The organism is Streptomyces odontotermitis, assembly GCF_050510915.1.
In the GTDB taxonomy this organism is placed as follows: domain Bacteria; phylum Actinomycetota; class Actinomycetes; order Streptomycetales; family Streptomycetaceae; genus Streptomyces.
In genome coordinates, this window is record NZ_JBNJLS010000001.1 from 367,895 (window position 1) to 381,230 (window position 13,336).

General features: G+C 69.8%; 10 protein-coding genes. 5 read left to right on the top strand and 5 right to left on the bottom strand.

What is annotated here, in order from left to right; translation table 11 throughout:
• Window positions 1-29: 29 nt before the first annotated feature.
• The gene (gene dnaE, locus ACQB60_RS01755) at window positions 30-3,575 is read right to left on the bottom strand and encodes a DNA polymerase III subunit alpha (protein WP_496923997.1); all 3,546 of its coding nucleotides are present in this window, start codon (window positions 3,573-3,575) and stop codon (window positions 30-32) included.
• Window positions 3,576-3,746: 171 nt separating this feature from the next.
• On the opposite strand from dnaE, the gene ACQB60_RS01760 reads away from it, so the two are divergent.
• The 4 genes from ACQB60_RS01760 (at window position 3,747) to ACQB60_RS01775 (ending at window position 8,458) form a co-directional block, all read left to right on the top strand.
• Entirely contained in the window at window positions 3,747-5,072 is a 1,326-nt protein-coding gene (locus ACQB60_RS01760) for a DUF2252 domain-containing protein (protein WP_496923998.1), read from the top strand.
• A gap of 67 nt (window positions 5,073-5,139) precedes the next feature.
• Window positions 5,140-5,829, top strand: a complete 690-nt coding sequence (locus tag ACQB60_RS01765) for a hypothetical protein (RefSeq protein ID WP_384842142.1) — start codon at window positions 5,140-5,142, stop codon at window positions 5,827-5,829.
• 46 nt (window positions 5,830-5,875) lie between these two features.
• Window positions 5,876-6,694: a thioredoxin domain-containing protein gene (locus tag ACQB60_RS01770; protein ID WP_496923999.1), complete on the top strand. Its 819-nt coding sequence runs from the start codon at window positions 5,876-5,878 to the stop codon at window positions 6,692-6,694.
• A gap of 105 nt (window positions 6,695-6,799) precedes the next feature.
• Window positions 6,800-8,458: an alkaline phosphatase D family protein gene (locus ACQB60_RS01775; RefSeq protein WP_496924000.1), complete on the top strand. Its 1,659-nt coding sequence runs from the start codon at window positions 6,800-6,802 to the stop codon at window positions 8,456-8,458.
• Between the two features lie 12 nt (window positions 8,459-8,470).
• Here ACQB60_RS01775 and ACQB60_RS01780 read toward each other — a convergent pair whose 3' ends face one another.
• Window positions 8,471-9,040: a dienelactone hydrolase family protein gene (locus ACQB60_RS01780; protein WP_496924001.1), complete on the bottom strand. Its 570-nt coding sequence runs from the start codon at window positions 9,038-9,040 to the stop codon at window positions 8,471-8,473.
• Window positions 9,041-9,085: 45 nt separating this feature from the next.
• Between ACQB60_RS01780 and ACQB60_RS01785 the strand changes: the two genes are divergently transcribed.
• The gene (locus ACQB60_RS01785; protein WP_496924002.1) at window positions 9,086-10,186 is read left to right on the top strand and encodes a mechanosensitive ion channel family protein; all 1,101 of its coding nucleotides are present in this window, start codon (window positions 9,086-9,088) and stop codon (window positions 10,184-10,186) included.
• Between the two features lie 38 nt (window positions 10,187-10,224).
• Here the strand turns inward: ACQB60_RS01785 and ACQB60_RS01790 are convergent, their stop codons facing one another.
• The 3 genes from ACQB60_RS01790 to ACQB60_RS01800 form a co-directional block, all read right to left on the bottom strand.
• Window positions 10,225-11,811, bottom strand: a complete 1,587-nt coding sequence (locus tag ACQB60_RS01790) for a Na+/H+ antiporter (protein WP_496924003.1) — start codon at window positions 11,809-11,811, stop codon at window positions 10,225-10,227.
• Between the two features lie 99 nt (window positions 11,812-11,910).
• A complete protein-coding gene (locus ACQB60_RS01795) occupies window positions 11,911-12,390 on the bottom strand; it encodes a GNAT family N-acetyltransferase (RefSeq protein ID WP_496924004.1) in 480 nt (159 codons plus the stop codon).
• Window positions 12,387-13,328 (bottom strand): RluA family pseudouridine synthase, encoded by a 942-nt coding sequence (locus ACQB60_RS01800; protein ID WP_496924005.1) that lies wholly within the window; start codon window positions 13,326-13,328, stop codon window positions 12,387-12,389. The genes ACQB60_RS01795 and ACQB60_RS01800 overlap by 4 nt, the downstream gene beginning before the upstream one ends.
• Window positions 13,329-13,336 lie beyond the last annotated feature (8 nt).

The following is a 13,336-nucleotide window of genomic DNA, read 5'->3' on the forward strand; positions in this document are numbered from 1 at the left end:
CGGGCCCTTGAGCCGCCCCCTGGGCTGGGTCACCCGGCCAGACACGACGGGCCGAGCAGCACCTTCAGGTCGCCGAAGAGCGCCGGATCCGGCTTCACCCGGTGCCGGTCGAGCCGCAGCACCGTGGTCTTCTGCGCGCCCTGGAGCTTGATCCGGACCTCGCTGTTGCCCCGGTGGTGGCTGAGGACCTCGCCGAGGCGGGTGATCATCGGCGGGCTGACCTTGACCGTCGGAATGGTGATCACCACGGGCGCGTTGGTGCCCGCGTTCGACAGGTCGGGGACCTGCATCTCCATCGCGACGAGCCGGGGCACGTCCTCGCGCTTGTCGAGGCGGCCCTTCACGAACACCACGGCGTCCTCGACGAGTTGGGTCGAGACGAGCTGGTACGTCGCCGGGAAGAACATGCACTCGATGGAGCCCGCGAGGTCCTCGACGGTCGCGATCGCCCAGGCGTTGCCCTGCTTGGTCATCTTGCGCTGGAGGCCGGAGATGATGCCGCCGATGGTCACGACCGCGCCGTCGGAGAAGTCGCCGCCGGTGAGCTGCCCGATGCCCGCGTCGGCCTTGTCCGACAGGACGTGCTCCAGACCGAAGAGCGGGTGGTCGGAGACGTACAGGCCGAGCATCTCCCGCTCCTGGGCGAGCAGATAGGTCTTGTCCCACTCCTCGTCGGTGAACTCGACGTCGAGCCCGAAGCCCGGCTCGTCGCCGCCCGACTCGTCGCCCATCCCGCCGAAGAGGTCGAACTGGCCCTCCGCCTCCTTGCGCTTGACCGCGACCACGTTGTCGATCATCGGCTCGTACTGCGCGGTCAGGCCCTTGCGGGTGTGCCCCATGGTGTCGAACGCGCCCGCCTTGATGAGCGATTCGGTGGTGCGCTTGTTGCAGGCGGCCGCCTCGACCTTGTCGAGGTAGTCCGGGAAGGAGGCGAACTTCCCCTTCGCCTTGCGGGACCGGATGATCGACTCGACCACGTTCGTACCGACGTTGCGCACGGCCTCCAGGCCGAAGAGGATCACGTCGTCGCCCTGGGCGGCGAAGTTGTGCACCGACTCGTTCACGTTCGGCGGGAGGACCTTGATGCCCATGCGGCGGCACTCGTTCAGATAGACCGCCGACTTGTCCTTGTCGTCCTTGACCGAGGTGAGCAGCGCGGCCATGTACTCGGCCGGGTAGTTCGCCTTCAGGTAGGCGGTCCAGTAGGTGACCAGGCCGTACGCGGAGGAGTGCGCCTTGTTGAAGGCGTATCCGGCGAAGGGGACCAGGACGTCCCAGAGGGCCTGGATGGCCTCGTCGCTGAAGCCGTTCTTCCGGGCGCCGCCCTGGAAGATGGTGAAGTTCTTCGCCAGTTCCTCGGGCTTCTTCTTGCCCATCACGCGGCGCAGGATGTCGGCTTCGCCGAGCGAGTAGCCGGCGACGATCTGCGCGGCCTTCTGCACCTGCTCCTGGTACACGATGAGGCCGTAGGTGAGGCCCAGCGTCTCCTTGAGGGGCTCTTCGAGCTCCTTGTGGATCGGTGTGATCTCCTGGCGGCCGTTCTTGCGCTCCGCGTAGTTCGTGTGCGAGTTCATGCCCATCGGGCCCGGCCGGTAGAGGGCCGAAACGGCGGAAATGTCCTCGAAGTTGTCGGGCTGCATCTGGCGCAGCAGCGAGCGCATCGGGCCGCCGTCGAACTGGAAGACGCCGAGCGTGTCACCGCGGCAGAGCAGTTCGTACGTCTTCGGGTCGTCCAGCGGGACCTCGAGCATCTCCAGCTTGATGTTCTTGTTGGCCTCCACCATCTTCACGGCGTCGTCCATGATCGTGAGGTTCCTGAGGCCCAGGAAGTCCATCTTGATCAGACCGAGCGACTCGCACTGCGGGTAGTCCCACTGCGTGATCGTCACGCCGTCCGTGTGCCGCACCCAGATCGGGGCGTGCTCGATGATCGGCTCGCTGGACATGATCACGCCGGCGGCGTGCACGCCCATCTGCCGGACCAGGCCCTCGACGCCCTTGGCGGTGTCGATGACCTTCTTCACGTCCGGCTCGTTCTCGTACATCCCCCGGATCTCGCCCGCCTCCGAATAGCGCGGGTGCTGGGGATTGGTGATGCCGTCGAGGTCGATGCCCTTGCCGAGGACGTCGGCGGGCATGGCCTTGGTGAGGCGGTCGCCCATCGCGTACGGGTAGCCGAGGACGCGCGCGGAGTCCTTGATGGCGTTCTTCGCCTTGATCTTTCCGTACGTGCCGATCATGGCGACCTTGTCGGCGCCGTACTTCTCCGTCACGTACCTGATCACTTCGACGCGCCTGCGCTCGTCGAAGTCGATGTCGACGTCGGGCATGGAGACGCGCTCGGGGTTGAGGAACCGCTCGAAGATCAGTCCGTGCTCGATCGGGTCGAGGTCGGTGATGCCCATGGCGTACGCGACGATCGAACCGGCCGCGGAACCTCGGCCGGGGCCCACCGCGATGCCGTTGTTCTTGGCCCACATGATGAAGTCGGCGACGACGAGGAAGTACCCCGGGAACCCCATCTGGATGATGATGTCCATCTCGTAGTCCGCCTGCTTCTGGCGGTCCTCCGGGATCCCGTTCGGGAAGCGGCGGTTCATGCCGCGGCGCACTTCCTCCTTGAACCACGTGACGTTGGTGTAGCCCTCCTCCGGGATGTCGAACTTCGGCATCAGATCGCGCTTCTCGAACATGCCGGTGGTGTCGATCTGTTCGGCCACCAGGAGGGTGTTGCGGCAGCCCTCCTGCCAGGCGTCCGAGGAGTCGATGGCGTACATCTCGTCCGTGGACTTCAGGTAGTAGCCGGTGCCGTCGAAGCGGAAGCGGTCCGGGTCGGAGAGGTTCTTGCCGGTCTGGATGCAGAGCAGGGCGTCGTGGGCCGTCGACTCGTGGGCATACGTGTAGTGCGAGTCGTTCGTCACCAGGGGCGGGATGCCGAGCTTCTTGCCGATCTCCAACAGGCCGTCGCGGACCCGGCGTTCGATCTCGATGCCGTGGTCCATCAGCTCCAGGAAGTACCGGTCCTTGCCGAAGATGTCCTGGTACTCCGAGGCGGCCTTCAGGGCCTCGTCGAACTGGCCGAGGCGCAGCCGGGTCTGGAGCTCGCCCGAGGGGCAGCCGGTGGAGGCGATGAGCCCCTCGCTCCACTGGGAGATGGTCTCCTTGTCCATGCGCGGCCACTTCTGCAGCCAGCCCTCGGCGTACGCGTCCGAGGACAGCTTGAACAGGTTGTGCAGCCCGGTCTTGTTCGCCGCCCAGATCGTCTTGTGCGTGTAACCACCCGAACCGGACACGTCGTCCCGCTTCTGGTGGGGCTGGCCCCACTGGATCTTCCGCTTGTTGCGCCGCGACTCCGGGGCCACGTACGCCTCGATGCCGATGATCGGCGTGACGCCCGCCTTCTGCGCCGAGTGGAAGAAGTCGTACGCCCCGTGGAGGTTGCCGTGGTCGGACATGGCGATGTGGGTCATGCCCATCTCGTTGCATGCCTTGAACATGTCCTTGAGCCGCGCGGCACCGTCCAGCAGCGAGTACTGGGTGTGGACGTGCAGGTGCGTGAACGGCGGCTTTGACACGGCTGTGGCCTCCAACAGAAACGGTCGATGACAGGCTGCGGACAGTCTGGGGGGACAGCGTGGAAGTCTACGACTCGCGACTGACAGCCGCTGGGCACTCGCGGGTACGGTCGTGCGTTGGAAGGGGCGGAACACCTGTCCCAAATGTCATGCACCAGGAGGCACCCAGCGATGTCGGTCCCGCAGCCCACCGCTGAGCAGCGCGGCGAGCAGATCCTCTCCGTCTTCGACACCGCGTTCGGCGAGCTGCTTGCCGCCGACCCGGCGGCGTTCCGGGTGAAGTTCCGGAAGATGGCCGCCTCGGCCTTCGCGTTCTACCGCGGCACGGCCTGCCTCTTCTACGCCGACCTGGAGCGCGAGCAGCACGGCGGCCCGTACCTGGACGACCGCACGGGCCGGGTGTGGATCCACGGCGACCTGCACGCGGAGAACTTCGGCACGTACATGGACGCCCAGGGCCGCCTGATCTTCAATGTGAACGACTTCGACGAGGCGTACGTCGGCCCGTTCACCTGGGACCTGAAGCGCTTCGCCGCCTCCGTGGCCCTGATCGGCTACTCCAAGGCGCTGAGCGACGACCAGATCGCCGGCCTCGTCCGGGTCTACGCGGCGGCGTACCGCGAGCGCGTCCACGACCTCGCCACGGGCGCGAAGAGCGACGAGGTCCCGCCCTTCACCCTGGACACCGCCCAGGGCCCCCTCCTGGACGCGCTGCGCGACGCCCGCTCCCTGACCCGCTTCGCCCTCCTGGACTCGATGACGGAGATCCGCGACTTCGAGCGCCGCTTCGCCTCCGGCGGCGGCTCCATCGAGCTGGACGCGGCCACCCGCTACAAGGTCCTCGCGGCGTTCGACGGCTACCTGGAGACGCTGCCCGAGTCGAGCCTCACCCGCCCCGACTCGTACCGCGTGAAGGACGTCGTGGGCCGCCGCGGCATCGGCATCGGCTCGGCGGGCCTGCCCTCGTACAACATCCTCCTGGAGGGCAACAGCGACGCCCTGGAGAACGATGTCGTGATCTACATGAAGCAGGCCCAGACCCCGGCCGTCTCCCGGCACATCACGGACCCGGCGGTGCGCGGCTACTTCCAGCACGAGGGCCACCGCACGGTCATCTCCCAGCGCGCGCTCCAGGCGCACGCCGACCCATGGCTCGGCTGGACGGAGCTGGACGGCGCCGGCCAGCTGGTCGCCGAGGTGTCCCCGTACGCGGTGGACCTGGACTGGTCGGACATCGACGACCTGGAGGAGATCTCCGCGGTGGTCGCCGACCTGGGCCGGGCGACGGCCACGATGCACGCGGCGGCGGACGACCAGTCCGGCGAGTCCCTGGTGCCGTTCTCCACGGAGCGCGCCATCGACGCCGCGATCGCCGCCGACGAGGACGGCTTCGCGGACCTCCTCGTGGACTTCGCGCACAGCTACGGCGCTCGCGCGCGCGAGGACCACCAGATCTTCGTCGACCTGTTCCGTAACGGTCGGATTCCGGGTCTGTAGTCCGTTGCGTAACTCATAGGGACCCTTTAGGGGACCCCTACCTGCGTGCATGGGACACTCCCCTGCGATGGACATATCCGGGACTCAGCTCAGGGCCGTGCGCGCGGCGCTGTTCACGACGCTGGTCGTGACGCTCTCCGCCGCGTCGCACGTCCTGCTGTCCAGGGCCCCGCTGCCGCTCACCACGGTCGCCCCGATCGCCGTCGCCGTGTTCGCCCTCGCGTATCTGCTGGCGGGCCGGGAGCGCGGCTTCGGCCGGATCGCCGCCCTGGTGATCCCCCTGGAGCTGGCCGCCGACACGGTCTTCACGACCGGGCAGCACGTCTGTTACGGCGAGGCGGGCGGCCCGGTCGCGGGCCCGCTGCGCTCCTTCGGCGTGGACGTGCTGTGCGGCAACGCCGCCTTCGGCACTCCCCTGGCGCGCATGGCGGGCGGCGGCGACGGACACCGCTCCGCCGCCCTGCTCGCCGACACCGACGCGGGGGCCGCCTGGCTGCTGCTCGGCGCGCACATCGCGGTGGGGCTGCTCGCCGCGGCCTGGCTGCGGCGGGGCGAGCAGGCCCTGGCCCAGCTGGTGCGGGCGGTGGCCGCGGCCACCTTCCGGCCGCTGCTGCTCGCGGTCGCCGCGGTGGCGCTGCGCCCTGAGCGGCCGCTCAGGCTGCCGCGACCCGCGACCCGCGCGCGGGTCGTGCGTACGCGGTGGCTGGTGCATTTCGTGGGGCGGCGTGGGCCGCCGTGCTCGGCCGTATTCGCCTGAGCACGCACCACCCCCCACGTATGTCACCCACACGGAGAAAACGATCATGAGTAAGCGCAACAGCCAGGCGGCGAAGTCGGCGGCCCGCGAGCGGATCAAGGCCCAGCAGGAGGCCGAGCGCAGGCGCGAGAAGCGCAAGCGGACCGCCATCGTCGGCGCCTCCATCGTCGCGGTCCTCGCGATAGCGGGCGGCGTCGGCTACGGCGTCATGCAGTCCAACAAGCCCAGCGGCTGGGACGCCGCCAAGGACGACAAGCTGGTCCGCCCCGCCCACACCTCCGGCGACAAGGGCACCACCGTCATCCTCGGCAAGGCGAGCGCCAAGCAGACCCTCAAGGTCTACGAGGACCCGCGCTGCCCCGTCTGCGCCGGCTTCGAGCAGACCGTCGGCCCGACCGTCGAGAAGGACCTCGACAAGGGCAAGTACAAGATCCAGTTCATCGGCGCCACCTTCCTGGACCGCAACATCCCGGGCGAGGGCTCCCGCAACGCCCTCAGCGCCCTCGGCGCCGCCCTGAACGTGAGCCAGGACGCCTTCCTCGACTACAAGAAGGCCCTCTACTCGGCGAAGTACCACCCCAACGAGCAGGACGACAAGTTCAAGGACGACTCGTACCTGCAGGAGATCGCGAACCAGGTGCCCGCCCTCAAGAAGAGCGCGACCTTCAAGAAGGACCTCAAGGACGGCACGTACGACCGCTGGGCCCTGGAGATGTCGAAGTCGTTCGACAGCAACAAGGACAAGATCGACTCCACCCCGGGCTTCGTCCTGAACGGCAAGGAGCTCAAGGGCGCGGACGGGAAGAACCCGCCGCTGTCGGTGGCCGACTTCAACAAGGCGGTCGACGCGGCCATCAAGGGCTGAATCACCCCATAACGCTCCATATGTGAGCGTCACTCAGGGAAAGAGCGGGCGAACCTTTCGGGGTCGCCCGCTCTTGGTCATTACTGGTCAGTATGGTGATCGCCCGTGACCAGTAGAAGCAGCAGCACCCAGAGCAACTCATCGACGCCGCGCCGCCGTACGGTCGTGAAGGCCGCGGCCGCCACCGCCGCGCTCGGCGCCCCGCTCGCCGCGAGCCCCCTGGCCCACGCCGCCGAGGGCCCCGCCTTCCACCACGGAGTGGCCTCCGGCGACCCCCTGCCCGACGGCGTGCTCCTGTGGACGCGGGTCACGCCCAGCCCCGAGGCGGTGCCCGGCTCGGGCAAGGGCCGGGACACCAAGGTGAGTTGGGAGATCGCGGAGGACAAGGGCTTCCGCCGCGTCGTCGGCCGGGGCAGCACCACCGCGCGGGCCGCGAGCGACCACACCGTCAAGGCCGACGTAAGGGGCCTGCGCCCGGCGACCGACTATTACTACCGCTTCTCCTCGGGCGATACGCGCTCTCCGGTGGGCCGCACCCGCACCGCCCCCGCCCACGAAGCGACCGCCCCCGGCCTCCGCTTCGGCGTGGTCTCCTGCTCCAACTGGGAGGCCGGCTACTTCTCCGCGTACCGCCACCTCGCGGCCCGCACCGACCTCGACGCGGTCCTGCACATCGGCGACTACCTCTACGAGTACAAGGCGGGCGAGTACCCGGAGGCCAAGTACGGCGTCCGGCAGCACCAGCCCACGCACGAGATCATCACCCTCGCCGACTACCGCACCCGGCACGGCGCCCACAAGACCGACGCCGACGCCCAACTGGTCCACGCCGCACACCCGTTGATCGCCATCTGGGACGACCACGAGTTCGCCGACAACGCCTGGCCGGGCGGCGCCGAGAACCACACGCCGGAGAGCGAGGGCCCCTGGGCGCAGCGCATGGCCGCCGCCAAGCAGGCGTACTTCGAGTGGATGCCGGTGCGCCCCTCGATCGCGGGCACCGTCTACCGCCGCCTCCGCTTCGGCAGGCTCGCCGATCTGCACCTGCTCGACCTGCGCTCGTTCCGCTCCGAGCAGGCGAGCACCGGCAGCGGCAAGGTCGACGACCCGGAACGCACGATCACCGGCCGCGCCCAGCTGGACTGGCTGAAGGCGGGCCTGGCCTCCTCGGACGCGACGTGGAAGCTGATCGGCACCTCGGTGATGATCTCGCCGGTCGCCTTCGGCTCCGTGCCGGCCCATCTCCTCGGCCCCCTCGCGGAGTTGCTCGGCCTGCCCAAGGAGGGCCTGGCCATCAACACCGACCAGTGGGACGGCTACACCGACGACCGCAAGGAGCTCCTCGGCCACCTGCACGACAAGGGCGTCAAGAACGCGGTCTTCCTGACCGGCGACATCCACATGGCCTGGGCCAACGACGTGCCCACGAAGGCGGCGACGTACCCCCTGTCACCGTCCGCGGCGACGGAGTTCGTGGTCACGTCCATGACGTCCGACAACGTCGACGACATGCTGCACGTCGCCCCGCACACCGTCTCACTGGTCGCCGTGGCCGCCGTCAAGGCCGCCAACCGCCATGTGAAGTGGCTGGACATGGACTCGCACGGCTACGGCGTCCTGGACGTCACCGCCGAGCGCTCGCAGATGGACTACTACGTCCTGTCCGACAAGAGCGACCCGAACGCGACGTCCGAGTGGGCCCGTTCGTACCGCACGCTCAGCGGCACGCAGAAGGTCGAGCGGGCGGACGCCCCGGTGCGCTGATCCGCGTACGCGCTAGAGGGACTCAAGGAAGCCGAGCGCCACCCGCCAGGTGGCCTCGGCGGCCTCCTCGTCGTAGTCGGGCAGGTCCGGGTCGGTGTAGAGGTGGCCCGCGCCCGCGTAGCGGTAGACCTCGACGTCGGCCCCGGTGCGGCCCATCTGCAGGTACCAGGCGCTCAGCCAGTCGTCCGGCTCGAACGGGTCGGGCTCGGCGACGTGCAGCTGCACCGGCAGCTCGTCCACCGTCACGCCCTCGGAGATGTCCGACGTGCCGTGCAGGAGCAGCAGCCCGCGCGCCTTGGCGTCGCCGAGCGCGAGGGTCTGCGCGATCGCGGCGCCGAGCGAGAAGCCCGCGTAGACGAGCCCGCGCTCGGAGTGGGGGGCGGCGGCCAGGATCGCCCGCTTCAGGAGCTCGTCCTTGCCGATCTCGTCCCGGAGGTCCCTGCCTTCCTCGACGGTCTCGACGGTCCGCCCGTCGAAGAGGTCCGGGGTCCACACCTCGTGGCCCGCGGCGCGCAGCCGGTCCGCCGCCGCGCGCACCGCGGGCCGAAGGCCGTACGTCGAATGGAAAAGCATGATGTTCATGGGGCCATCGTGCCACTTGGATCCCCGCCCCCTACCCTCGGACGCATGGAGAACGTCCTGCGCCCGTTGATCGTGATCGGCGGCTCGGTCGTGCTCACGCTGTTCGTCGGCTGGTTGGCCGACGTCATACTGCGCCGGGCCGACGCGCGGCACCGGGACACCCCCCTGTGGGGCCTGCTGCGCCGCTGCCGACTACCCCTCCAACTCGTCCTGTGCACCGCCCTGCTGCGTGGCTCCTACGACCAGGCGAAGATCGCCGAGGACCACGAGGCGGGGATCGGCCAGACTCTCACGCTCACCCTCATCGGCTCCCTCGCCTGGCTGTTCGTGCGCATCGCCGCGGCCATCGTCGAGACGTCGTACACGCGCTACGCCGCCGCACACCGCGACCCGGCCCGGGTCCGCCGGGTGCGGACGCAGGTGACGCTCATCCAGCGCGTGGTCTCCGCCATCATCGGTGTGGTGGCCGCGGCCGCGATGCTGCTCACCTTCCCGGCCATGCGGACGGCCGGAGCCTCCCTGCTCGCCTCCGCCGGCATCCTCGGCATCGTCGCCGGTGTCGCCGCCCAGTCCACCCTGAGCAACCTCTTCGCCGGCCTTCAGATCGCCTTCGGCGACATGGTGCGGATCGGCGACACCGTGGTGGTGGACGGCGAGTGGGGCACCGTCGACGAGATCACGCTGACCTTCCTGACCGTGCGCACGTGGGACGAGCGCCGCATCACCATGCCGGTCTCGTACTTCACGTCGAAGCCCTTCGAGAACTGGTCGCGCGGCGGCTCCCAGATGACCGGCACCGTCTTCTTCCAGCTCGACCACTCGGCGCCCGTACCGGAGATGCGCGAGAAGCTCCACGACATCCTGCGCGAGTGCGCCGCGTGGGACGGCCGGGACTGGGGCCTGGCCGTCACGGACACGACGCCCAACACCATCCAGGTCCGCGCCCTGGTCACCGCCAAGGACGCGGACGACATCTGGACGGTCCGGGTCACCGTCCGCGAGCAGCTGGTGCGCTGGGTGGCCGAGCACCACCCCTACGCGCTCCCGAAGGTCATCACCGGCTGGGCCGAGCCCTCCCCCGACGGCGACGGCAGGCCGCGCCGCACGCCCCCGTCACCGGAGGCCCCGCGCACCGGCCGCGGCTGACCCGGCCGTACCCGCGTCCCCTGCGCCCGTACGGGAGGTCAGCGCAGACTCCGTACGTCGAGCTGGTGCAGCACCCGGTCCACGACCTCCGGGTTGGAGCCGGGCTCGCTGCGCGCGGCGAGCACCTCGTGGCGGGCGGCCGACATCATCTCCCGCTGGATGCGCTGCATCGACTTCAGGCGGGTGACCCGCTTCGTGTACCGCTCGCGCCGCTCCTCGTCCACTATGTCGGGGCTGATGCGGGCGCCGATGTCGAAGGCGCCGCGCTGCAGCCGCTCGGAGAGCTCCTCGGGGAGCTCCTCGACCTCTTCGATCTCCTTGAGGCGGCGCTTGGCGGCCTTGGCGGCGCGGACCGCGAGTTCGCGCTCCAGGGCCCGCTCGGCGTCGCTGTCGGCGCGCACGCCGAGCTTCCTGACCAGCCAGGGCAGGGTGAGGCCCTGGGCCACGAGGGTCGCCATGATCACGCAGAAGGCGATGAAGATGATCTCGTTGCGGCCGGGGAACGGATCGCCGTCGTCCGTGTGCAGCGGAACGGCGAGGGCCAGCGCGACGGAGGCCACCCCGCGCATGCCCGACCACCACATGACGACGGTCTCGCGCCAGGTCGTCGGGATGTCCTCGTCGTAGTCGCGCAGCTTGTGCAGCCGCTTGGCGAGCCAGGTCGCGGGCAGCAGCCACAGCAGCCGGACGCCGACCACGACCGCGACGATCGCGGCGCCCCAGCCGAACATCTGCGCCTCGCGGCCGTCCGCCGTCCCGAAGACGTTGTGCAGTTCGAGCCCGATGAGCCCGAACGCGACTCCGGTCACGAGGGTGTCCACGATCTGCCAGAACGTCTGTCCCGTGATCCGCCCGAGCACGTCGTCGGCGTCGACGGCCTTCTCCGCGAGGTACAGCGCGGTCATCAGCACGGCGAGCACCCCGGAGCCGTACAGCTCCTCGGCGAGCACATAGCTGGCGAACGGCACGAGCAGCGTCAGACCGGTCTGCAGCGTGGCGTCGCCGAGCAGCCCCATCAGCTTGGTGGTGAGCCAGCCGAGGGCGAGCCCGACGGCGACGGCGACCACCGCGGAGAGCACCAACTGCCCCACCGCCTCCGGCCAGGAGAACGTCCCGCTCATCGCCGCCGCGATGGCCACGTGGTAGAGCACGATCGCCGTGACGTCGTTGAAGAGCCCCTCGCCCTCGAGGATCGACACGAGCCGGCGCGGCAGCCCGAGCTGGCCCGCGACGGCGGTCGCCGCCACCGGGTCGGGCGGCGCGACGAGCGCCCCGAGCGCCACGGCGGCCGCGATCGGCAGGCCGGGCACGATCGCGCCCGCCACGGCGGCGACAGCGGCCGTGGTCACGAACACGAGCGCGACGGCGAGCAGCAGGATCGGCCGGAAGTTGGCCGTGAACTGCCGCCACGAGGTCCGCTGCACGGACGCGTAGAGCAGCGGCGGAAGCACCAGCGGAAGGATGTAGTCCGGCGGCACCTCCACATTGGGCACGAAGGGCAGCAGGGCCATCCCGACCCCGGCGAGGGTCATCAGGACGGGCGCGGGCAGCCCGAACCGGTCCCCCAGCGGCACGGTCACCACCGCCCCCAGCAACAGGACGAGCAGCAGCGCCAGTTGATCCACGGGGTGCCCTCCGGCGGTATCGGTCTCGAACGATCAAGACCTCAACCCTGCCATGCGATCCCGACAAACCGGGAGCAACCCCCTCATGAAGGGGGCTCTCTAACGAAGCGTCTTCCGCATCGAACGGTGCGGCATCCCCGCATCGGGAAACTCCGGCCCGTACGCCACGTACCCGAGCCGCTCGTAGAACCCCATCGCCTGCGTCTGCGCGTGCAGGTCCACCGCGGTCAGGCCCCGCTCGCGCGCCGCCTCCTCGAGGGCCGTCACGAGGGCGGCCCCGATCCCGAGGCCGCGGGCCGCGCGCGTGACGGCGAGACGGCCCAGGGAACCCACGCTCACGTCCCCGCCGTTCTTCACGGCGGCCGCGGCGCCGGACAACAGCCGCCCCGTGCCCACCGGAACGCCGTCCTGGCGCACCGCGAGCACATGCGTCGCCCCCGCGTCGTACTCGTCGTACTCCAGGTCCTCAGGAACGCCCTGCTCGGAGACGAAGACCTCCTTGCGCACCCCGAAGCACGCCTCGAGGTCGTCGGCCCCGGCCGCCACCCGGCAGCTGACGCCGTCCCCGCGGGCGCTCACGCGCTCTCCGCCCGCACCCGGTCGAGCGCCTTCTGGAGGTCGTCCGGATAGCCGCTCTCGAACTCCACCCACTGGCCGTCGCCGGGGTGCTCGAAGCCGAGCCGGACGGCGTGCAGCCACTGGCGGGTGAGGCCGAGCCGCTTGGCGAGCGTCGGGTCCGCGCCGTACGTCAGGTCGCCCACGCAGGGGTGCCGATGGGCCGACATGTGGACCCGGATCTGGTGCGTGCGCCCGGTCTCCAGCTTGATGTCGAGCAGGCTGGCCGCCCGGAACGCCTCGATGAGGTCGTAGTGCGTGACCGACGGCTTGCCCTCGGCGGTCACCGCCCACTTGTAGTCGTGGTTGGGGTGCCGCCCGATGGGGGCGTCGATGGTGCCGCTCATGGGGTCGGGGTGGCCCTGCACCAGCGCGTTGTAGCGCTTGTCGACCGTGCGCTCCTTGAACTGGCGCTTGAGCGACGTGTACGCCCGCTCGGACTTGGCCACCACCATCAGGCCCGACGTCCCCACGTCCAGGCGGTGCACGATGCCCTGTCGCTCGGCGGCCCCCGAGGTCGAGATGCGGTACCCGGCCGCCGCGAGGCCGCCGATCACGGTCGTCCCGGTCCAGCCGGGGCTCGGGTGCGCGGCCACGCCGACCGGCTTGACGATCACGACGATGTCGTCGTCGTCATGCACGATCTCCATGCCCTCGACGGGCTCCGCGACGATCTCGACCGGCGGCGCCGCCTGCGGCATCTCCACCTCGAGCCAGGCACCGCCGTGCACCCGCTCGGACTTGCCCACGGCAGCGCCGTCGACCAGCACCTTGCCCGCCGCCGCGAGCTCCGCGGCCTTCGTACGGGAGAACCCGAACATGCGGGAGATGGCGGCGTCGACGCGCTCGCCCTCCAGGCCGTCCGGTACGGGCAGGGTGCGGATCTCGGGAATCGTGCTCACCCCATGAG

What these genes read in the sequence shown, in the direction of transcription:
- ACQB60_RS01770 (WP_496923999.1), top strand. Translation starts at nt 5,876, where the DNA reads ATGAGTAAGCGCAACAGCCAGGCGGCGAAGTCGGCGGCCCGCGAGCGG.
- ACQB60_RS01785 (WP_496924002.1), top strand. Translation starts at nt 9,086, where the DNA reads ATGGAGAACGTCCTGCGCCCGTTGATCGTGATCGGCGGCTCGGTCGTG.
- ACQB60_RS01765 (WP_384842142.1), top strand. Translation starts at nt 5,140, where the DNA reads ATGGACATATCCGGGACTCAGCTCAGGGCCGTGCGCGCGGCGCTGTTC.
- ACQB60_RS01760 (WP_496923998.1), top strand. Translation starts at nt 3,747, where the DNA reads ATGTCGGTCCCGCAGCCCACCGCTGAGCAGCGCGGCGAGCAGATCCTC.
- ACQB60_RS01780 (WP_496924001.1), bottom strand. Translation starts at nt 9,040, where the DNA reads ATGAACATCATGCTTTTCCATTCGACGTACGGCCTTCGGCCCGCGGTG.